The sequence below is a fragment of the Gordonia sp. NPDC003422 genome, from assembly GCF_053588675.1.
On sequence record NZ_JBSFQL010000032.1, the window covers coordinates 40,430 to 61,180 of the forward strand.

The window sequence follows — 20,751 nt, forward strand, 5'->3', positions numbered from 1 at the left end:
CACTAGAGTCAACGGCGTGCGCGTACTCGTGATCGGCTCGGGCGGCCGCGAACATGCCCTGCTCATCGGACTCGCCAAGGACTCGTCGGTGACCGACCTGCACGTCGCACCCGGTAACGCGGGCACGACGGCGCTGGCGACCAACCACGACGTCGACGTCGCGTCGAGCGATTCCGTGGTGGCCCTGGCCCGCAAGGTCGACGCCGATCTCGTCGTCATCGGTCCCGAGGTTCCACTGGTCCTGGGCGTGGCCGATGCGCTGCGCGAGGCCGGGTTCGCCACCTTCGGTCCCGGCGCGCAGGCCGCCCAGATCGAGGGTTCCAAGGCGTTCGCCAAGGACGTGATGGCCGCGGCGGGCGTGGCGACCGCTCACAGCGAAGTCGTCGACAACCCTGCGCATCTCGACGCTGCCCTCGACCGTTTCGGTCCCACCTGGGTCGTCAAGGACGACGGGCTCGCGGCCGGCAAGGGCGTGGTGGTCACCACCGATCGGGCCGCTGCGCGCGATCACGCCGCGGAATGCCTGGAGAGCGGCCACCCGGTGCTGCTGGAGAGCTTCCTCGACGGCCCGGAGGTGTCGCTGTTCTCGTTGGTCGACGGTGAGACGGTGGTCCCGCTGATCCCGGCGCAGGACCACAAACGGGTGGGCGACAACGATTCCGGACCCAACACCGGCGGGATGGGCGCCTACACACCGCTGCCGTGGCTGCCCGACGATGTGACCCGACAGATCGTCGATGACGTGGTGAAACCTGTTGCGGCAGAACTTGTTCGACGCGGGACCCCGTTCTCCGGCCTGCTCTATGCGGGACTCGCCATCGGCAAAGACGGCCCGTCGGTCGTCGAATTCAACTGCCGCTTCGGCGATCCGGAGACCCAAGCGGTGCTCGCACTGCTGAAATCCCCGTTGGGACAAGCGTTGAACGCCACCGCCACCGGAACACTGGACGCCTTGCCGCCTCTGGAATGGGCGGACGGTGCGGCGGTGACCGTTGTTCTGGCGGCCGAGAACTACCCGGGCAAACCCCGGACCGGCGACGTGATCACCGGCTCCGACGCGGAGGGCGTCCTGCACGCGGGAACCGCACGCAACGCCGACGGTGCGGTCGTGTCGTCGGGCGGCCGGGTGCTGGCCGTCGTCGGAACGGGTGCCGACCTCGCCGAGGCCCGCGCGCAGGCGTACGAACGGCTCGCCGGGATCAAGTTGCCCGGCTCGCATTTCCGCACCGACATCGGTCGCAACGCCCTGGAAGGCAAGATCAGCATCTGACGGGTCCGAAAGCTGTACCTGGGAGCCGACCCGCGTGCACAGTGCACACGGCGGGTCTGAGGTGTACAGATTTCCGACGGCGTCGGCGAGGTCAGCTCGCGAGATTGCGGCCCAGGAACTCCACCTGGTCGGGGAGCACGCTGCGCCAGTAGCGGTTGGTGTGACCGCCGGCAGAGGTCCCGAACGCGGCGGGCGGGTGCAATCCGGCGGCCCACTGGCGCGTGTAGGTGAAGAACTGATCGCTCGACCCGACCGAGATCATCAGCGGGATTTTCGCGAAGGCGTCCTGGGTGCCGAACAGTGAGTTGGCCTGGTAGTCGGCCAGGCCGTCAAAGGCTCGGGGCGGAAAGTTGCGTGGGTCGGCCCAGAGTGCGGGTGAGCTGACCGCGACGGCGGCAACACGTGGCGCACCCAGCAGCGACGCCAGCCGCAGCGCGCCGTACCCGCCCATCGACCAGCCGAACAGGCCGATGCGCTCGGTGGAGACGTTCAGCTCGCGATTGTTCGCCAGCATCGGGATGAACTCGTCGAGCACCATCGCGGCGCCGTCGGTGCCGTCGGCGCGTCGGTGATAGTAGTTGCGTCCCGCGTCGGCGGCCGCGATCGCGAACGGCGGGTTGCCGGCATCGACGTAGCGCTGCAGGACCGACTGGATCTCCAGCTTCGACGAGAAGATCGACTTCTCGTTGGTGTTCAGTGCATGCAGGACGACGACAACCGGCATCCGTCCCGACACGCCGTCGGGGCGAACCACGGCCCAGCGCGTGTCGCGGCGCATCTTTGCCGACGGGAAGGTCCCGGTGATCAGCGGCGGCCCGGTCGCGATCTGCGGTGGGGTGGTCTCGGCGGGCAGTTCGTCGTCGGCGGCCCGCGACTCGAGTTTCCGCGGCTCGACCTCGGGGGTCTTCGCTTGTCCGGCGCAGGCCGCAAGCCCCAAGGCGGCCGATCCGAGACCCGCGGCGAGGACGGTACGACGACGCACCCGAACGAGATCACGTTCGGGTGCGGGATTCGGGGTCAGACGAGCCATCGAGTCAACAGCGTACTGGCGTGGGCGCCGGTTTCGCGAAACCAACGTGGTGTGCCACGCGCGAGTGTGACCGATCTTGCTCCGACGCTGTCACCACCGACGTCGGAACAGTCCTCGTCCACCGCCCGGCTCGTCGTCGTGGCCCGCGCACCACTGGCCGGCCGGAACCGCGGCCTTGACCTGCGCGACATGCCGTCCGCAGCCCGACCACGTGGTTTTGCCGCATCGGCGGCACCGCACCGCATGGCACATGTCAGGCCGCCCCCTTCTCGACGAGGTTCGGCGGCCCGCTGCGGGGTCGCTCCAACTGTGAGAACGCCGGCGTGGAGGCGACGGTGAGGAGCGCGTCGAGCAGCCGAACCGATTCGGCGTCGTCGGGTATCGACGTGAGGACCGGGCCGAAGAACGCATGCGAACCGACGACCGTGATCGGGCTCCCGCCCGTGGTGCCGAGTGCCTGCTGGCTCTCGTCGTGCCGGCGGCGCACTTCGTCGTCGAAGGACGGGTCGTCCAACGCCTGGGCAAGTGAGGTGTCGAGTCCACACTCGGCCAGCGCCCCGGCCGCCACGGCTCGAGGTAACACTTCCGCCGACCTTGCGGGATCGGTGTGGATGCGTCGGCCCAGTGCCATGTAGAGGTCACCTATCGACTCGTCGGGGCCGATCGCCGCGGCGAACAGTCGACCGGCCCGCCGCGATGCCTCGATGCGAGCCGCGTGGGCCCCATCGAGTTCCCGGCCTTCGTTGAGTACCGCCAGGCTCATCTGACGCCACGTCACCGCGACATCCGGTCGCGCGGCGGTCGCCATGGCCAGCCAGCGCGACGTCGCCCATGCGAAGGGACACACCGGGTCGACGTAGCATTCGATCTGCGTCGGTGTATTCGGAGAGGTGTTGGCGTTCATCGCTTCTCAGGCCTCGGCCTTGGCATCTTCCAGAGACGCGATCGCGGCCCGGATGAGTTCTGCCGCACCGGCGGCGACCTCGGGCAGGCCGGGCACGTCGGCGACGGCGACCATGATGTCGGGATTCATCGCCTCGACGATGACGGAGCCCTCGTTCTCGGTGTCGTCGCGAACAACGACGTTGCATGGCAACAACAGTCCGATCTGGCGTTCGAGTCCGAGTGCCTGGTGTGCGAAGTGCGGGTTGCACGCGCCCAGGATCAGGAACCGCTCCATGTCCTCGTCGAGCTTCTTCTTCAGCGTTGCCTGGACGTCGATCTCGGTCAACACGCCGAAACCCTGTTCGCTCAGCGCTTCTCGGGTCTTGGCGACGGCGTCGTCGAAGGTGGTGTGCAGTGTGGTGCGGATGCCCAGTTGCATGATCTTCCTTTCTCTTCGAGCCGGTCCTCAGGCGAGGGCCAGGAACAGCTTTTCGAGTTCCTCGGTGGTCATGGGTTCGGAGTTGCCGGCGTTCTCGCCGGTGAGGCACTGGCGTAGGCCGGTGGCGACGATCTTGAATCCGGCGCGGTCGAGAGCGCGCGACACTGCGGCGAGCTGGGTCACGACGTCCTTGCAGTCACGGCCCTGCTCGATCATCGAGATCACACCGGCCAGTTGACCGTGTGCTCGACGAAGTCTGTTGAGCACGACGGTGATCGATTCTTCGTCGCCGACCATGACGACTCCTCTCTTCGGCGCATTTCTGGCTTCTCATTATACCCTATGGGGTATCTGCTCAGTGCTGGAAGGTGATCTTCGGGAGCACTCGATCCAGCCATCGAGGAGTCCACCACGCGCCGTGCCCGGACAGGCGCAGCAATGCCGGCAGCAGCACCAGGCGGACCAGTGTCGCGTCGAGCAGCACCGCGACACCGAGGATGATGCCCATCTCCTTGGGTGGCAGCGGGTCGGCCAGGGCGAAGGTGAAGAACACCGCCACCATGACCGCCGCCGCCGCGAAGATGATTCGTCCCGAGTAGGCGAGGCCGTCGATCTGGGCAGCGTGCGGATCACCCGAGCGTTCGTAGTGCTCCTTCGCGGTGGCCAGCAGGAACACCGTGTAGTCCATGGCGATCGCAAAGATCATCGCGAAGAAGAACACCGGGCCCCAACCATCGAGGAACCCCTGTGGCTCGAATCCGAGAAGGCTTGCGCCATGACCATCCTGGAAGATCAGCTTCGCGACCCCAAAGGCCGCGCCCGTCGACAGCAGGCTCACCAGCGTGCCGATCAGCGCGATCGCCGGTGCGCGCAGGGCCACCAGCAGAAGCAGGAAACCGAGTGTCAGGATGACGGCGACGATGATCGGGAACCAGGTGTCCAGTGCCTGCTGCAAGTCGACGTTCTCGGCGGCTGCACCGCCGACCAGTGCACCGGCCGGTAGTCGATCGCGCAGCGTCGTGATCACCTCCTCGATCTGGGCAGCCGATGGGTCGATGGCCGGAATGGCTTGGAGAAGAACATGATCCGTTCCATCTGCCGACGGGATCGGGGGTGTGACCATGGCGATTCCCGGTGAGTTGGCCGCTGCGGCCGCCGCTGCGTCGGCATCCGCCCTGGTGGTCACGATCTGCAGTGCTCCGGGGGCGCCCGGACCCATCGCTTCGGCGACGACTGCGTAGCCCTGACGCACCGGCGCATCCTCGGGCAGCACGGCGATCGACGGCATGGCGACCTTGAGTCCCAGCACGGGTGCGGCCAGCGTGAGCAGGATGACGAGTGCTCCGATCGCGAACGGCCAGGGATGGCGATGCAGCAGACGGCCCCACGACGCGAAGAACGTCGAGTGGTGCTCCTGCTGCTTGGTCCACGGCAGACGACCGGCATTGACCTTGGGCCCCAATGCGCTCAGCACGGCGGGCAGCAGGGTCATGGTCGCGGCCAGCACGAAGACGACGGCCAGCATGATCCCGACGGCCATGGTGCGTACTGCCGGCGCCGGGACGAGTAGCACGGCCGACAGGCTGACGAGCACCGTCAGTCCGGACAGCAGTACGGCTTTGCCTGCGGTGTCCATCGTTTCGGTGATCGCCCGTCGTCCGCTGTCGTGCAGGATCATTGCGGCGCGGAAGCGCGAGACCATGAACAGCGCGTAGTCGATGCCCAGCGCCAGCGCGAACATCATCGCAAAGTTCATCGCCCACACCGAGATCGGCGTCGCCATGTTGAGCAGCACGAGTCCGCCTGCGGATGCGACCAGGCCTGCGATCGTCAGCAGCAATGGCAGACCCGCCGCGACGAGCGAGCCGAACGCCACGATCATGATCGCCAGCGTGATGGGCCACGACACCATTTCCGCCTTGATCATCGCGTCGTGATTGGCCTTGTTGAAGTCGCTCCACAGTGCCGACGCGCCGGTCGGATACACCGCGATTCCGTTGCCGGACAACGAGGCCAGCTCGTCCTTGTGGTCGTCGACGGCGCGGACCATGGCGTCGGTGTCGGCGTTCGCGCCGATGATCACCACGCCGGTGTGGCCGTCGCGGCTGATCGTCATGCCCGGCTGCGGCGTGACGACCTCGCCGAATCGGTTGTCGGAATGCGCAATTCGCTTGATCTCGTCGATCAGGCGGGCGACTTCTGGACTCGATATCTGGCTGCTGTCGGAGTGGATGACCACCTGGACGGCTGCCGACGAGTTGCCGCCGAAGTGTTCCTGAGCCAGGTTGCGCACAGCCACCGATTCCGAGTCGTTGGCCTGCCATCCCGCTCCCGCGAGCGACCCGAAGACGCTGGGCGCGGCGATGCCGAGGCCGATCACGAGCAGTGCCCAGGTGCCGAACACCCATCTGCGATGCGTGGCGGTCCAGGCGCCGAGCCGGCCCAGTGGGCCGGGGTCCGCCTCGGACGGGGACTGCGGTGGGGACTTCTCTTGCGTCGTCACGTGGGCTCCTTGCCGCCGGCCGTATCAGATACCCCCATGGGTATGTCAGAACGATGCCGAATATACCCATAGGGGTATGGATCAAGCAAGGGGGTGCGTTTGGTGAAGGCGGCGGTGAGATGCCGTGGAGAATCAGCCGGCCGCGGCGCCGAGGCTGCACCGGTAACTGCGCGGACGGCCCTTGCGATCGAAATCGATATGGGCAGTAGAGATTCCGTCGGTGATGTCGCAGGTGGGTGAACGCGTGCTGTCCTCGCCGGACGCCCAGGCAATGTGCCAACCCAACCGGGCGGCCACACCGTGAATGGCGACGCGATGGTCGTTGACCGCGAGTGTGTTCAGCACGCCCGGCATCGTCGTCGCGAAGTCGGCGAAGGTGGGTTCCGGGAGTGCGATGTCGTCGAGGAGGAGCACCGCCCGCGCGCCCCCGCCGATGTCCGCGGAGTGATACGGGCTGTGGCCGGTGCTGTGCACCGCTGCCGCGGCGACGATCTCCGCGGTCTCGCTCAGGTAGGCGTCGACCTCGGCCGGGGCCAGGTGAGCCGGCAAGCCCACTCGGGGCGAGACCAGGTCGGCGATGCCGTAGCGGTTGCCGGTGTCGCGCATGGCCGCGGCCAGCCCGCTCGGGTCGCCGAACGGGTGGGCCCAACCCCAGGTGATCTCGTCGGGGTCGAGCACGGCCGCCAGGGTTGTCGCCGAACGAATCTCGCTGCCGTCGGCAGCCGTGAACGACAACGTCTGACCAGCGACGTCCGCGTGCGTTTGATAGTCGCCGAGCTGACCTTCGAGATGTGAGGCGAGGGCGCCCTGACGGAGCACGGCATACAACGCCGCGTAGTCCGCGACCGCATGCAAACCGTCGAACTGCATGGGGCCACGTTATCCGCCGAAACGGCCGATCTCCGCAGGTGTCCCACATCCGACTGACAGCGCCTGAACAGTGCATATGGCGTTCGGACGACGCACTTATACGGTAGTTCGCGACCCTATGGACCGCTTTCGTGAAAGCAACCCGGCGGTCCTGATCGCTTTGGCAGCATGAGCACATGACATCGGCGGCGACGCCCAAGGGTGCGCGGCGGCGGTCTCTGTTGATCGAGGCCGCCGGTGCCCTGCTGCTCGAAGGGGGATTCGACGCGGTGCGTCACCGGGCGGTCGCCGACCGGGCCCAACTCCCGCTCGCATCGACAACCTATTACTTTGCATCTCTCGACGATCTGATGGCCGAGGCGGCGGCTCACCTGTGCCGCAACGACGAACAGGGCGTCGCCGCGCGCACCGACGCGGTTCCACGGAGACGACGCGGCAACAGTGCGACGGCCGGTGTGCTCGCGGAGGTGTTCGTCGGCGAGGCAACCTCCATCGAGGAGCTCGCGGCCCGCTACGAACTGATCGCGCTCGCGGCGCGCTACCCGCGACTCCGTGACGTGGTTACCGAGCGGCGGCACTCGCTCGCCGCGTACCACTCCGCTCTGCTCGCCAAGTCTGGTCGTATCGCCGAGCCGGTCCACGTCGGTCAGCTCATCGCCGTCGAGGACGGGGCCATCGTCGGCGCGCTCGGCCAGCCGTCGGTCAGTCCACTGGACGCAACACGTGATGCGCTGCACGAGGTCGTCGGCGTGCTTGCGCCTCAGGGCTGAGCCGATCGGGACAGTTGTCCCGATCCTGGGGTGCCCGGTATGCAAGCGTGTCAGGATGACCACGGTCACAGTGTGTGTCCGCGGTGGCCGGGGGAATGAACGCTTGGACGGAATTGGGGTGGTGACGGTGCAGGATTCTTCTCGCGTGCGCTCGGCGTCGGGTCGTCGGGCCGCCAGGACGATCGGTGCGGCGGTGCTCGCGCTCGTCTGCACCGCGACCGCCCTGCTCGGCGCGGGGCAGAGCAGTGCGGCACCGGCCGGAAAGCCGGACGCCGGTGTGCCGTTGTCGTCGGTGGTCTACGGCACCGGCTGCACCTATCCGGTCACGCTCGCCGTCAACAGTTCGGGCTGGGTCGCGTTCTACGAACAGCGCACCGGGTATCCGCCGATCTTCGTCGGCCGCGATCTGCCGCGAGGAGCGCTCGCCTCGACCACCTGGGTCCCGCGCCACCTCGGCGACCGCTACCTGTACGCCGTCCAGAACGGTCAGACGTCGGCGAAGACGCTGGTGAAGGTACGCAAGGGCTACGGGTCTAACGGACTCTGCTTCGGCTTCTGAGGAGGCCGCAACTACACTGGTGCGGTGCCCAAGCCTGCCATCGCCAATGTTCTGGCCAGCCGTTACGCCTCCGCCGACCTCGCCGAGATCTGGTCGGCCGGCGCCAAGATCGAGCTCGAACGCCAACTGTGGATCGCGGTCCTCAAGGCGCAGCGCGATCTGGGGATCGATGTGCCGGCCGACGCGATCGCCGACTACGAGCGCGTTGTCGACCAGATAGACCTCGCGTCGATCGCGGATCGCGAGCGCGTCACCCGGCACGACGTGAAGGCCCGCATCGAGGAGTTCAACGCTCTCGCCGGGCATGAGCAGATCCACAAGGGCATGACCAGCCGCGATCTCACCGAGAACGTCGAGCAACTGCAGATCCTGCGTTCCCTCGAACACGTGCACGCGCACGGCGTGACGGTGCTGGCCCGGCTGACCGAGCGCGCGGCGCAGTACGCGTCGTTGGTCATGGCCGGTCGCAGCCACAATGTCGCCGCGCAGGCGACGACGCTGGGCAAGCGGTTCGCGTCGGCCGCCGACGAGCTGATGATCGCGCTCACCCGGCTGCGCGAGCTCATCGACCGCTATCCGTTGCGCGGCATCAAGGGCCCGATGGGCACCTCACAGGACATGCTCGACCTCCTCGGCGGTGACTCGGGCAAACTCGCCGAACTCGAGCACCGGGTCGCCGACCATCTCGGTTTCGCGCGATCGCTCACCTCCGTCGGCCAGATCTATCCGCGGTCGCTCGACCACGACGTGGTGTCGGCGCTGGTCCAGACCGCGGCCGCGCCATCGTCGCTGGCACACACGATCCGACTGATGGCCGGGCATGAGCTGGTCACCGAGGGGTTCCAGGCGGGTCAGGTGGGGTCGTCGGCGATGCCGCACAAGATGAACACCCGCAGCTGCGAGCGGGTCAACGGCCTCGCGGTGGTGTTGCGTGGCTACGGATCGATGGCCGCCGAACTCGCCGGCGCGCAATGGAACGAGGGCGACGTCTTCTGCTCGGTGGTGCGTCGCGTCGCGCTGCCCGACGCCTTCTTCGCCATCGACGGACTGATGGAGACATTCCTGACGGTGCTCGCCGAATTCGGCGCCTACCCCGCGGTGATCGCCAACGAACTCGACCGCTACCTGCCGTTCCTCGCCACCACCAAGGTGCTGATGGCGTCGGTGCGGGCCGGCGTCGGGCGCGAAACGGCGCACGAGGCGATCAAGGAGAACGCCGTCGACGTCGCGCTCGCCATGCGTGAGGAGGGGCGCGAACCCGATCTGCTCGACCGTCTCGCCGCCGACGAGCGCATCCCGCTCGACCGTGCTCAGCTCGACGCCCTGCTCGATGACAAGTCCGCGTTTGTCGGTGCGGCGCAAGCGCAGGTCGCCGACGTGATCGCCGCGGCCGAGAAGGTCATTGCGCAGTATCCGGAAGCGGCGTCATACACGCCTGCCGCCATTCTCTGACTCCAGCTCGCGCTCGCCTCACCCGCTGCCTGAGGTACGCGGAGCGCAAGCGAAGCCCCTACCGCTCCTCGCACCTCAGCCATCGGTGGTGGACGCATCAGACGACAGAAGGGACTCAGCTATCGGCCTGCCGATCGGCATGCCCGAGGTTCCAATCCGGCAGCGCTTGATCTCGGACGAGTCGCTTCAGGGTGACGACATCGGGAAATCCGCCGTCGCGCTTGCGTTCCCACACCTGGGTGCCGTCGACGTCGATGTGGAAGACACCACCCGTGCCCGGGACCAGAGTCACCGACCCGAGTTCGGCACCGAAGGTGTTGAGGAGTTCGCTCGCCATCCACGACGCGCGCAGCAGCCAATTGCACTGGGTGCAGTAGGTGATGGTGATCTGTGGCCCGGTCATGGCTGCCAGCCTCGCATACGTTTACTGTCGTGGTCATGGCCCACCCAGACCTCGAGTCGTACCGTCACGTCGCGTCGGGCAAGGTTCGTGAGATCTACGAGATCGACGCGGACACCCTGCTGCTGGTGGCGTCTGACCGCATTTCCGCCTACGACCACATCCTGAGCCCCGTCATCCCCGACAAGGGCCGGATCCTCGCCGCCATGAGCTTCTTCTGGTTCGACGCGCTCGGCGTGCCCAACCACCTGGTCGGCGGGCCCACCGATGACCGCATTCCCGACGAGGTCGTCGGGCGCTCGATGGTCGTTCGCAAGTTGCCGATGGTCGCCGTCGAATGCGTCGCCCGTGGATACCTCACCGGGTCGGGACTGCTCGACTATCGGGCGACCGGGTCGGTGTGCGGCATCGACCTGCCCACCGGGCTCGACGAGGCGAGCAAGCTCCCGACGCCGATCTTCACCCCGGCGACCAAGGCCGAACAGGGCGAGCACGACGAGAACATCAGCTTCGCTCACGTCGTCGAACAGGAGGGCGCCGAGCGGGCCGAAGCATTGCGCGCGGCCACCCTCGACATCTACTCGCGGGGCGCCGACATCGCCGCAGAGCGTGGAATCATCCTGGCCGACACGAAATTCGAGTTCGGCATCGGCGACGACGGAGGACTGATCCTGGCCGACGAGGTGTTGACACCCGACTCGTCGCGCTACTGGGAGGCCGCCACCTACCGGGCCGGCGAGGTGCAGCCGAGCTTCGACAAACAGATCGTCCGCAACTGGCTCACCAGCCCTGCATCCGGGTGGGACCGGGCCTCCGACACGCCGCCACCCAGCTTGCCCGACGACGTCGTGGCACGCACACGTCAACGTTATATCGATGCCTACGAATGGATTTCGCAGTTGAGCTTCAACGACTGGCCGGGCGCGGAGGTGGAGCGATGAGCGTGCCCGTCGCCAAGAAGATACCCGCCGAGCGCACCCATCACGGCGACACCGTCGTCGACCACTACGAATGGTTGCGGAACAAGGACGATCCCGAGGTCATCGCGTACCTCGAAGCGCAGAACGCGTTCACCGAGAAGAACACCGAGCAACTCGCCGGATTGCGCAAGCAGATCTTCGCCGAGATCAAGGCGCGCACCAAGGAGACCGACATGTCGGTCCCCAGTCGCCGCGGCAAGTACTGGTACTACGGCAGGACGCACGAGGGCAAACAGTATGCGACGCACTGTCGTTGCCCGATCGGCGACGATGATGACTGGACGCCGCCGGAAGTCTCCGAGGACAATGCGCTTCCCGGCGAGGAAGTGCTGCTCGACGCCAACGCCGAGGCGCAGGGCCACGACTTCTTCAGTCTGGGCGCACTGTCGGTCAGTGACGACGGCAACTGGCTGGCCTACAGCACCGACGTGGTCGGCGACGAGCGATACACGCTGCGCTTCAAGGATTTACGCACCGGTGCATTGCTGGACGAGTTGATCGAGGACACGGCGGGCGGGGCGGTCTGGTCGGCCGACGCCCGGCACGTCTTCTACCAGACGGTCGACGCGGCATGGCGCCCCGACACCGTGTGGCGCCACGACTTCGGCACCGATACCGCCGACGTCAAGGTCTTTCACGAGCCGGACGAACGCTACTGGGTCGGCATGGGATCCACCCGCAGCGACCGGTATCTCATGATCGGGGCGGGCTCCAAGATCACCTCCGAGGTCTACGTCCTCGACGCGAACGACCCGACCGGTGAGTTCGTGAGCGTGGCACCCCGGGTCGACGGCGTCGAATACAGCGTCGAACATGCCGTGATCGATGATGCCGACTATTTCGTCATCGTGCACAACGACATTCGGGGCGGCAGCAAGGCAGAGAACTTCGCGATCGACATCGCGCCCGTCGACGATCCGACGAATCGACGTGAACTCTTCGCCCACGATCCCGGCCGACGTATCGAGGACCTCGACGCGTTCCGCGACTACCTGGTGCTGTCCTACCGTCGGGAGGCGTTGCCGCGCATCGCCATCGCAGATCTGCGGACCATCACCGGAATTCCGACCGAGGCGGATTTCCACGAGGTCACGTTTGCCGAGGAGTTGGGAACGGTCGGGCTGGCAGGCAACCGCGAGTGGACAACACCGCGGTTGCGCATCGGGTACGGAAGCTTCACCGAGCCGAGCGAACTGATCGAGCTCGACGTCACCACCGGCGAACGCACTCTGCTCAAGCGGCAGCCGGTTCTCGGTGGCTACGATCCCGCCGACTACGTCCAATCCCGCGAGTGGGCAACCGCGGCGGACGGTACGCGGATTCCGCTGTCCATCGTGCGGCGCAAGGGAACCGACGAGCACAAGCCGGCGCCGCTGCTGCTCTACGGCTACGGCTCCTACGAGGCGAGCATCGACCCGTACTTCTCCGTGTCGCGGCTGTCCATGCTCGACCGTGGCGTGGTCTTCGTGCTGGCGCACGTGCGCGGTGGCGGCGAGATGGGCCGCTACTGGTACGAAAACGGCAAAGAGCTGCAGAAGAAGAACACCTTCACCGACTTCGTCTCGGCCGCACAGTATCTCGTCGACGAAGGATGGACCACGCCGTCGCAGATGGTGGCCGAGGGCGGGTCGGCCGGTGGGTTGCTCATGGGGGCGGTTGCCAACCTCGCGCCACAACTGTTCAACGGCATCCTCGCTTCGGTGCCGTTCGTCGACGCGCTCAACTCGATCCTCGACCCGTCACTGCCGCTGACGGTGATCGAATGGGACGAGTGGGGCGACCCTCTGCACAACCCTGAGGTCTACGCCTACATGCGCGAGTACTCGCCGTACGAGAACGTGGTGGCCCAACCGTATCCGCCGATCCTGGCTCTCACCTCACGCAACGACACTCGCGTGCTCTACACCGAGGCCGCGAAATGGGTTGCCCGGCTGCAGGAATGCTCGACGTCGGACAACCTCGTGCTCCTGAAGACGGAGATGTCGGCCGGGCACGGAGGGGTGAGCGGCCGCTACAAGCAGTGGGAGGAGATCTCCTTCGAGATCGCCTGGATCCTGCAGCAGACCGGGGCGCTCGCGCCCACCGATCCCACCGCTCCCTGAGGTGCTCGAGGCGCTAGCCGAGAGCCTCGAAGGGCCTGGTGAGACAACAGCTCTCGTCTCACCAGGGGGCTTCGAGGCTCGCAAGCTCGCACCTCAGCCAGCGGTGGGCGCTCGCTCTTCGCACCTAGGGATGGCCTGGTGACAGACGAAAGCCCCGCCCGGAGGCCGGACGGGGCTGTCGTGTGTCGGCGTGCGCGATCAGTGCATGATGATCGGCGCGCGATCCATGTCCTCCTCGACCAATGGCGACTCGATCTTCTTGCGAGGCAGGAAGAATGCCGGGATGAAGGTCAGGGCGATGAGGATCACCGCGACCAGGAAGGTCGATCCGAAGATCTCGGCCGCGGACTCGAAGAACGACTGCGGCAGCGGGGCGTTCTGCATCTCCGGTGGCAGCTTGTCGGGCGCGGTGTTGGAGGCAATCGCGAGACCGGCCTGCATGCTGCCGGCCAGGCCGCTGGCGAGGACCACCGAGATGACCGCGGTACCGATCGACGATGCGGTCTGCTGAACCACGTTCACCAGGGTCGAGCCGTCGGGCACCTGCTTGTTGTTCAGGGTTGCCAGCGCGGCCGACATGATCGGCATCATCGTCATACCCATACCGAGGCCCTGCACGAACAGCGCGCTGCACAGAATCCAGTACGACGTGTCGGCGCCGAGGAAGATGAAGACTCCCATGCCGAGCAGGATCAGGACGATGCCGGGCAGGACGAACTTGCCGGGGCCCATCTTGTCGGTCAGCTTGCCCGCGATCGGCATGGTGAGCATCGCGCCGAGACCCTGCGGCGCCAGCAGCAGGCCGGCGGTCAGCGTGGACTCGCCGCGCACACCGATGAAGTACTGCGGGAACAACAGCGACGCACCGAAGAACGCGATCATGAACAGCGTCATGGTGACGACCGAGATCGACAGCGTCCGGTTTCGGAACAGGCGCAGATCCAACAGCGGATTCTTGGCCCGCAGCGCATGCCAGATGAAGGCCACGATGAGGATGGCGCCGATGATCGCCGGAATCAACACCGTCGGCGTGAGGAAGGTGCGGTGTTCGGCGCTCGACGAGATGCCGAACAGGAACAGCGCGAGACCCGGTGAGAGAAGCAGCAATCCGACGATGTCGATGGACGCCTTCGTCGTCTCCTCGTCGTCACGCAGGACGAACCACGAGTAGACGAGCGCGACGATGCCGATCGGCACGTTGATCAGGAACACCCAGTGCCACGACGTGGTCTCGATGAGGAAGCCGCCGAGGATCGGTCCGCCGATCGGGCCGAGGAGCATGGGGATACCGAGAACCGCCATCACGGAACCGATTCGCTCGGGTCCGGCCGCCTTGGTCAGGATCATCATGCCGATCGGCATGAGCAGACCACCGCCGAGGCCCTGGATCACGCGGAATGCGACCAGGCTGCCGATGTTCCAGGCGAGCGCGCAGAGCGCCGAACCCAGGACGAACAACACCAGCGACGTCAAGTAGACCTTCTTGGTGCCGAATCGTGCTGCGGCCCAACTCGACAGCGGGATGACCGCGGCCAGGGCCAGCGTGTAGCCGGTGGCCGTCCAGGCCGCGCCGGCCGCGTCGGTGCCGAACTCCTGCTGGAAGGTGTTCTGCGCCACCGCAACCACGGTGACGTCGAGGATCGACATGATCGCGCCGAGCACCACGACGCCGGCGATCATCAGGACATGACGATCGAGTTTGGTGTCCGGTGGACCTTCGTGAAGGTGGCCACCGGTCGAGGAGACTGACATGAGTGTTCCTGTCGGTTCGGGTTACGTGCGGAGAATTGGGAAGTCGAGAGTTACTGCGCGGGCTCACCGGGTTCCGAGTTGCTCAATTCGGAGAGCCCGTCGTGCGGAATGTCGAAGTAGTCGGTGTCGGCGCCGACGATCGGTCGCAGGGCTCGGCAGAGGTCGTCGCGAATGTCGTCGGGTAGTCCGGTGACGAAGCGGCGGACGATCTCCTGCTTGATGTTCAGCTGGGAGTCGATGAACCGCTGCCCGTCGGTGGTCAGCGAAACACGCTTCACGCGCCGGTCGTTGGCGTCCTCGCGCCGATCCACCAAGCCGTCTCCGACCAGTTTGTCGACGGTGCGTCCGGCCGCGGCCAGCGAGAGGTTGACGTGTTCGGCGATCTCGTTGACCGACATCGGCGCACCGTGGCCGCCGAGCGCGAAGATGACCTTCAACTGCGAGAAGGTGAGGTCGGTGGCGGCCAGGTCGTCCATCGTGTGGGCTTTGCCGAGGCATGCAAGACGATCGAGGAAGTCGATCAGGGTTACCTGCGCGGTGTCCACCGAGTTGCCGGGGGTGGCTCCGGCAGACGCGATCGCAGACATGGGTGTGGACACCCAGAAATGCTAACTTCCGTGCAACTATTTCTTCAACGCAAGCATTGGTGACCTTGCACATAGTTCGCAAAACTGTGTGGTGGGGCTCACATGGCCACTGTGTCGGGACACACCACTAGGCTCGGATGTCATGGGCAACATCAAGGACATCCCGGTCAACTCCCTCGACGGCAACACCGTGAATCTCGCGGACTTCAGCGGTCCGCTGCTGGTGGTCAACGTCGCCAGCAAGTGTGGGCTGACGCCGCAGTACACCGGACTGGAAGAACTGGCCAAGACCTACGGTGATCGTGGCCTCACCGTCGTCGGCATGCCGTGCAACCAGTTCATGGGCCAGGAACCGGGCACCGCCGAGGAGATCGCCACCTTCTGTTCCACCAGCTACGGCGTCACCTTCCCACTTCTGGAGAAGGCCGACGTCAAGGGCGACGAACAGCATCCCCTCTACGCCGAGCTCACCAAGACCGAAGATGCCGACGGTGAGGCCGGCGATGTGCAGTGGAACTTCGAGAAGTTCCTCGTCGACGCGAACGGGACGGTCGTCAATCGATTCCGGCCCCGTACCGAGCCCACCGACCCTGCAGTGGTCTCGGCCATCGAGGCGGTCCTCTGAGACGCGTGGCGAGTTGGCCCACCCGGTAAGGTGATGGCGAGATTCAGCGCATCAGCGAGAACGGAGCAAGTGCCCATGGCGCGAGTGGTGGTCGACGTGATGCCCAAGGCCGAGATCCTCGACCCGCAGGGGCAGGCGATCGTCGGAGCCCTGGGACGTCTCGGATTCAGTGGGATCGCCGATGTTCGGCAGGGGAAACGCTTCGAACTCGAGGTCGACGACACCGTGGACGACGTCGCCTTGGAGCGCATCGCCGAGGAACTCCTGACCAACACGGTCATCGAGAACTTCAGCGTCTCGCGGGTCGCGGAGTAACCGACCGAGATGACAGCACGAATCGGGGTCATCACCTTCCCGGGCACGCTCGACGACGTCGATGCTGCCCGCGCGGTCCGGATCGCCGGAGCCGAGGCCGTCGAACTCTGGCACGGCGACGCCGACCTCAAGGGGGTCGACGCGGTAGTCGTTCCGGGCGGCTTCTCCTACGGTGACTATCTGCGCGCAGGTGCCATCGCACGCTTCGCGCCGGTCATGGGTTCGGTTGTCGAGGCGGCGGCCAAGGGCATGCCGGTCCTCGGCATCTGCAACGGTTTCCAGGTGCTCTGCGAAGCCGGACTGCTGCCCGGCGCGTTGACGCGCAACGAGGGTCTGCACTTCATCTGCCGCGACCAGTGGTTGCGCGTCGAGTCGAACACCACCGCCTGGACCACGCGGTTCGAGCGCGGCGCCGAGATCCTCATCCCGCTCAAGTCGGGGGAAGGCCGCTACGTCGCACCCGAGCGCAAACTCGAAGAACTCGAGGGCGAAGGCTTGATCGTCTTCACCTACGCCGGCGGCAACCCCAATGGCTCGGCGCTCGACATCGCCGGCATCAGCAGCCCCGACGGTCGCGTCGTCGGCCTGATGCCGCACCCCGAACATGCCACCGAGGCACTCACCGGACCCAGCGACGACGGGCTCGGACTGTTCTACTCGGCGATCGACGCCGTGCTGGCCGCCACACCATGACCTCCGCGATCTTCGCCCTCATCGGCGTCGGCATTCTCGTGGTCGGGGTGTTGGCGTTTCGGATGCGGTGGCGGGTCGGGGAGATCGCGTCGGCCGTTGCGGTCATCTGCCTGGGTCTGGCCTACGACAACTTTGCGGTCGCGGTGGGCCGCTTCGTCGGCTACGGCGACGCGCTGATGGCGATCAACGTGCCGCGCTACTGGATACACGCATTCTTCGTGCCACTGCTGATTCCGATCGCCGGGGTGCTGGTGTATCGGTTGGGCGTCAAGCAGATCGGTACCCGCAACGTCGTGATCCCCGGTCTTCTGCTGGTCGCGATGCTGGAAGTGATCGGCATCATCACCGACATCGTGCGCCTGGACCTCGAGCCCGAGAACGCAGGTGACGCCCTGCGCTACGTCAACGCCGGTGCTTCGGGGCCGCCGATCGCATCGGTGGTGACGGTGCTGGCGTTGATCGTCCTGGGCGGGATGGCCGCGCGTTACAGCTACTTCAAATGGCTTCTCGTCGGAGCTCTGGCGATGCTGTTTGCGGCGGCCGCCGGTACCGCGGTGCTGTGGCTGGGCAACCTCGGTGAGCTGATCCTGATGATCACGCTCCTCGCGACCATGGCCAAGGTCGCCGACCGCGAGGCCGACCTCCGGCTGGAAGCGGCTGCCACGGAAGGCAACCGATGACTATCACCACGACGGCAACGGCGGCCGGGCTCGGCGAGTTCGTCGACGCCTCCCCATCGCCCTTCCATGTCTGTGCCAGCGTGGCGGCCGAACTCGAGCAAGCCGGCTACCGGCGACTGTTCGAGGAAAAGTCTTGGCCTGCACCGGATTCCGAGGGGTGGGGCCGCCACTACGTCGTCCGCGGCGGATCGATCATCGCTTGGGACGCCGGTGACGGCGACGAGTTCCGGATCGTCGGCGGCCACACCGACAGTCCCAATCTTCGCCTCAAACAACACCCGGACCGGACCTCCGCCGGTGTCGCGATGGTGGCGCTCGAACCCTACGGCGGTGCCTGGCTCAACTCGTGGCTCGACCGTGACCTCGGGCTCTCCGGCCGGCTCGCCTACCGCGCAGGCGACGCCGTGGAGCACACGCTGGTACACGTCACCGAAGCGGTGGTACGGGTGCCGCAGTTGGCCATTCACCTATCCGAGGATCGCAAGGGCGTCGCTCTCGACCCGCAACGACACCTCGACGGGATCTGGGGTGTCGGCGACACCGTGCCCGACGTGCTCGGCTGGGTGGCGCAGTATGCCGGCGTCGACCCCGACACTCTCCTCGGCTGGGAGCTGATGACTCACGACGTGACGCCGAGCCGGGTGCTGGGCGTCGACGAAAACCTGTTGAGCGCACCGCGTCTGGACAACCAGGGCACCTGCTACGCGGGTCTGCGGGCGCTGCTCGACGGTGGTGCGTCGACCCACACCAGGATGCTCGCACTGTTCGACCACGAGGAGGTCGGCAGCGGATCCGAACGCGGTGCCGCGTCGGACTTCCTGACGACCGTGTGTGAGCGAATCGTGTTGGCGCGCGGCGGTTCCCGATCGGACTATCTGCGCTCGATGGCGGCAAGTGTGTGCCTGTCCGGCGACATGGCCCACGCCACGCACCCCAACTATCCGGAACGCCACGAGCCGGGACACCGCATCGCCATCAACGGCGGCCCGGTCCTCAAGGTCAATCAGAATCTGCGCTACGCGTCGGATGCGTTGGGGGAGGCCATCTTCGCGCTCGCCTGCGACCGCGCCGGCGTGCCGATGCAGCGCTACACCCACCGCGCCGATCTACCCTGTGGCTCGACGATCGGTCCGATCACCGCCGCACGCACCGGGCTGACCACTATCGACGTCGGAGCGCCCCAACTCGCGATGCACAGCGCCCGCGAACTCATGGGCGTTGCCGACGTCGAGATGTATTCCGCTGCGCTGCAGGCGTTCTTGAACGGCTAGTACGACCGGGCAAACCCGAGCACGTCGTCGACGTAGGTCATGGAATTGTTGTAGCGCAGCACTGCGGTCACCAGCGACGCGTTGTCGCGCAGGTTCAGATTGCCGTCGCAGAGGTAGCGCGCGGTGGTCAGTGCCGCGTCGAAGATGTTCTGCGGGTCAATCTTGCCGTCGCCGTTGGCGTCGGCCGCGTAGTGATTCCAGGTCTGGGGAAGGAACTGCATCGGGCCGACGGCGCGGTCGTAGGACGCGTCGCCGTCGAGCGCGCCGTGGTCGGTGTCGGTGACGACCTGGTTGCCGGCCAATGTGCCGTTGAGCATCGGGCCGAAGATCGGCTCACGCAGGGTGCCGCGGGCGTCCACGTTGCCCTCGTCGGCATGGTGGGACTCGACCTTGCCGATACCGGCGATGACCTTCCAGTCGATGCCGCAGCGCGGCGTCGTGTGCGACATGATGTCGGCGGCGTTGCGGTACGCGTCGTAGTTGCTGGCAGGTACCGCGCCGTCGGTCACGCTGACCGGACGGGCGGGCACGATCGCGGGAATGCGCGGGGCAGGATCCGCGGTCTGGCGGGCCGACGGGCCGGTCACGTGGTGGTTGGCCAGCGCAACGGTGTGCGGGTCTGCCGCGGCGTGAGCAGCCTCGGTCTGCGGTGCCGCGTGCTGTGTGGGATCGGCTCCAGCGGTCGCCGCGGCTGCCAGAATGCCGACTGGCACCAATGCTGCGGCGACGAACGGTGCTCGTGCTTTCCGTGGTTTCGAGTGCTTACCCAAACTGATCGACCTCGCGTGTACTGCTCGTGTTGCTGCTGAAGAACTCGGCCGACCGTACATGAATCCGTTAGCTTGCCGTTATTTATCCGTTACCAATATGGCGGCAGCGACGCCGACTCGACTCGGTCGATGCAGTTAGCTGCGGTAAGGGACACGGTTTTGTGATTTGCCGCACACGCGGCGTATTCGATGCTCGAATAGGGGCGCCATCCGTCCCGTGCAGCGCCCGACCCGCCGACGTCGTCGGCGATCGTGGAGCCAGGAAGAGCCCTGGCCGCGATGCGACTCGGAGCTTCCGCGGCCGGCACCACGACAACCGGTGCCGAGTTGGAGGATGAGAGTGCTGCAGCACCCGCGTTCTCCAACTCAACTCTCGGGCCGGTGACTGAGATCGGGCCCCTGACGGTGGTCCTCCAGGTATGTCCCGGAAGCGGCCGCTGACAGGCCCGATCTCAGTCACCGATCGTCGGTTGTCGCGTTCCGCCGAACGCGACGCCAGGAACATGCGCCCACAAAAAGTAGGGGAAGAAACTTCTTCCCCGGCCCTTGGAGCCTTCCCCCAGAAAATTCTCGCGGACGACTACGAACCCCGGGGAAGAAAGTTCGGCCCTTCTGCTCTGAATGTGGATGGTTAGTTAGGCGTACGGGCCGGGTGTGTGCGGGTGGGCGCACGGGTGTCAAGGGACATCGGGAAGTGCCCACAGGCGGACGTGAAAACTGCCCGTAGACGGTCACGAAGGTGTGCCCGGTGGCGGACATGAATCTGCCCACTGGTCCACCACCGGGGGATGTCAGTTC

The 20,751-nt window shown here is 66.3% G+C and carries 21 protein-coding genes; 11 read left to right on the forward strand and 10 right to left on the reverse strand.

Going from position 1 to position 20,751, the window contains the following annotated elements; genetic code table 11:
• The first annotated feature begins 16 nt into the window (after positions 1 to 16).
• On the forward strand, positions 17 to 1,270 hold the full coding sequence (purD, locus tag ACWDTF_RS21800; protein WP_355276750.1) for a phosphoribosylamine--glycine ligase: 1,254 nt from the start codon (positions 17 to 19) through the stop codon (positions 1,268 to 1,270).
• A gap of 91 nt (positions 1,271 to 1,361) precedes the next feature.
• On the opposite strand, the gene ACWDTF_RS21805 is transcribed toward purD, so the two are convergent.
• From ACWDTF_RS21805 to ACWDTF_RS21830, 6 genes are all read right to left on the reverse strand, one after another.
• Positions 1,362 to 2,300 carry an alpha/beta hydrolase gene (locus tag ACWDTF_RS21805; protein WP_240862025.1) on the reverse strand — a complete coding sequence of 313 codons (939 nt, stop codon included), beginning with the start codon at positions 2,298 to 2,300 and terminating at the stop codon, positions 1,362 to 1,364.
• A gap of 253 nt (positions 2,301 to 2,553) precedes the next feature.
• On the reverse strand, positions 2,554 to 3,204 hold the full coding sequence (locus ACWDTF_RS21810; protein WP_240862027.1) for a mycothiol-dependent nitroreductase Rv2466c family protein: 651 nt from the start codon (positions 3,202 to 3,204) through the stop codon (positions 2,554 to 2,556).
• Positions 3,205 to 3,210: 6 nt separating this feature from the next.
• The gene (locus ACWDTF_RS21815) at positions 3,211 to 3,624 is read right to left on the reverse strand and encodes a DUF302 domain-containing protein (protein ID WP_240862029.1); all 414 of its coding nucleotides are present in this window, start codon (positions 3,622 to 3,624) and stop codon (positions 3,211 to 3,213) included.
• Between the two features lie 27 nt (positions 3,625 to 3,651).
• Positions 3,652 to 3,921: a metal-sensitive transcriptional regulator gene (locus ACWDTF_RS21820; RefSeq protein WP_449755064.1), complete on the reverse strand. Its 270-nt coding sequence runs from the start codon at positions 3,919 to 3,921 to the stop codon at positions 3,652 to 3,654.
• A gap of 58 nt (positions 3,922 to 3,979) precedes the next feature.
• Positions 3,980 to 6,127, reverse strand: a complete 2,148-nt coding sequence (locus ACWDTF_RS21825; protein ID WP_240862033.1) for an MMPL family transporter — start codon at positions 6,125 to 6,127, stop codon at positions 3,980 to 3,982.
• 132 nt (positions 6,128 to 6,259) lie between these two features.
• The gene (locus ACWDTF_RS21830) at positions 6,260 to 6,997 is read right to left on the reverse strand and encodes a DUF6882 domain-containing protein (protein ID WP_449755065.1); all 738 of its coding nucleotides are present in this window, start codon (positions 6,995 to 6,997) and stop codon (positions 6,260 to 6,262) included.
• A gap of 176 nt (positions 6,998 to 7,173) precedes the next feature.
• On the opposite strand from ACWDTF_RS21830, the gene ACWDTF_RS21835 reads away from it, so the two are divergent.
• The 3 genes from ACWDTF_RS21835 to purB all read left to right on the forward strand — a co-directional run bounded on the left by ACWDTF_RS21835 (position 7,174) and on the right by purB (position 9,778).
• Entirely contained in the window at positions 7,174 to 7,767 is a 594-nt protein-coding gene (locus ACWDTF_RS21835) for a TetR/AcrR family transcriptional regulator (RefSeq protein WP_449755066.1), read from the forward strand.
• Positions 7,768 to 7,960: 193 nt separating this feature from the next.
• Positions 7,961 to 8,326 (forward strand): hypothetical protein, encoded by a 366-nt coding sequence (locus ACWDTF_RS21840; RefSeq protein WP_240862365.1) that lies wholly within the window; start codon positions 7,961 to 7,963, stop codon positions 8,324 to 8,326.
• 24 nt (positions 8,327 to 8,350) lie between these two features.
• Entirely contained in the window at positions 8,351 to 9,778 is a 1,428-nt protein-coding gene (gene purB / locus ACWDTF_RS21845; protein ID WP_449755067.1) for an adenylosuccinate lyase, read from the forward strand.
• 115 nt (positions 9,779 to 9,893) lie between these two features.
• On the opposite strand, the gene ACWDTF_RS21850 is transcribed toward purB, so the two are convergent.
• On the reverse strand, positions 9,894 to 10,181 hold the full coding sequence (locus ACWDTF_RS21850; protein ID WP_240862358.1) for a SelT/SelW/SelH family protein: 288 nt from the start codon (positions 10,179 to 10,181) through the stop codon (positions 9,894 to 9,896).
• A 35-nt stretch (positions 10,182 to 10,216) separates the two neighbouring features.
• Here ACWDTF_RS21850 and ACWDTF_RS21855 point away from each other — a divergent pair, with 35 nt between their 5' ends.
• Together ACWDTF_RS21855 and ACWDTF_RS21860 are read left to right on the forward strand one after the other, a co-directional pair.
• Positions 10,217 to 11,119 (forward strand): phosphoribosylaminoimidazolesuccinocarboxamide synthase, encoded by a 903-nt coding sequence (locus ACWDTF_RS21855; RefSeq protein WP_449755068.1) that lies wholly within the window; start codon positions 10,217 to 10,219, stop codon positions 11,117 to 11,119.
• Positions 11,116 to 13,260, forward strand: coding sequence for a S9 family peptidase (locus ACWDTF_RS21860; RefSeq protein ID WP_433257905.1), 2,145 nt, complete (start codon positions 11,116 to 11,118; stop codon positions 13,258 to 13,260). The genes ACWDTF_RS21855 and ACWDTF_RS21860 overlap by 4 nt, the downstream gene beginning before the upstream one ends.
• A gap of 198 nt (positions 13,261 to 13,458) precedes the next feature.
• Here ACWDTF_RS21860 and ACWDTF_RS21865 read toward each other — a convergent pair whose 3' ends face one another.
• Positions 13,459 to 15,012, reverse strand: a complete 1,554-nt coding sequence (locus tag ACWDTF_RS21865) for a DHA2 family efflux MFS transporter permease subunit (RefSeq protein WP_449755069.1) — start codon at positions 15,010 to 15,012, stop codon at positions 13,459 to 13,461.
• Positions 15,013 to 15,062: 50 nt separating this feature from the next.
• A complete protein-coding gene (locus ACWDTF_RS21870) occupies positions 15,063 to 15,599 on the reverse strand; it encodes a MarR family winged helix-turn-helix transcriptional regulator (protein ID WP_449755072.1) in 537 nt (178 codons plus the stop codon).
• A gap of 142 nt (positions 15,600 to 15,741) precedes the next feature.
• Between ACWDTF_RS21870 and ACWDTF_RS21875 the strand changes: the two genes are divergently transcribed.
• The 5 genes from ACWDTF_RS21875 (at position 15,742) to ACWDTF_RS21895 (ending at position 19,183) form a co-directional block, all read left to right on the forward strand.
• Positions 15,742 to 16,224, forward strand: coding sequence for a glutathione peroxidase (locus ACWDTF_RS21875; RefSeq protein WP_240862351.1), 483 nt, complete (start codon positions 15,742 to 15,744; stop codon positions 16,222 to 16,224).
• Positions 16,225 to 16,299: 75 nt separating this feature from the next.
• Positions 16,300 to 16,539 carry a phosphoribosylformylglycinamidine synthase subunit PurS gene (gene purS, locus ACWDTF_RS21880; RefSeq protein WP_240862350.1) on the forward strand — a complete coding sequence of 80 codons (240 nt, stop codon included), beginning with the start codon at positions 16,300 to 16,302 and terminating at the stop codon, positions 16,537 to 16,539.
• Between the two features lie 9 nt (positions 16,540 to 16,548).
• The gene (purQ, locus tag ACWDTF_RS21885) at positions 16,549 to 17,232 is read left to right on the forward strand and encodes a phosphoribosylformylglycinamidine synthase subunit PurQ (protein WP_240862349.1); all 684 of its coding nucleotides are present in this window, start codon (positions 16,549 to 16,551) and stop codon (positions 17,230 to 17,232) included.
• The gene (locus ACWDTF_RS21890) at positions 17,229 to 17,912 is read left to right on the forward strand and encodes a hypothetical protein (RefSeq protein ID WP_449755070.1); all 684 of its coding nucleotides are present in this window, start codon (positions 17,229 to 17,231) and stop codon (positions 17,910 to 17,912) included. Before purQ ends, ACWDTF_RS21890 begins: the two co-directional genes overlap by 4 nt.
• Positions 17,909 to 19,183: a M18 family aminopeptidase gene (locus ACWDTF_RS21895; RefSeq protein ID WP_449755071.1), complete on the forward strand. Its 1,275-nt coding sequence runs from the start codon at positions 17,909 to 17,911 to the stop codon at positions 19,181 to 19,183. The genes ACWDTF_RS21890 and ACWDTF_RS21895 overlap by 4 nt, the downstream gene beginning before the upstream one ends.
• On the opposite strand, the gene ACWDTF_RS21900 is transcribed toward ACWDTF_RS21895, so the two are convergent.
• On the reverse strand, positions 19,180 to 19,953 hold the full coding sequence (locus ACWDTF_RS21900) for a lytic transglycosylase domain-containing protein (RefSeq protein WP_240862344.1): 774 nt from the start codon (positions 19,951 to 19,953) through the stop codon (positions 19,180 to 19,182). The genes ACWDTF_RS21895 and ACWDTF_RS21900 overlap by 4 nt on opposite strands.
• Between the last annotated feature and the right edge of the window lie 798 nt (positions 19,954 to 20,751).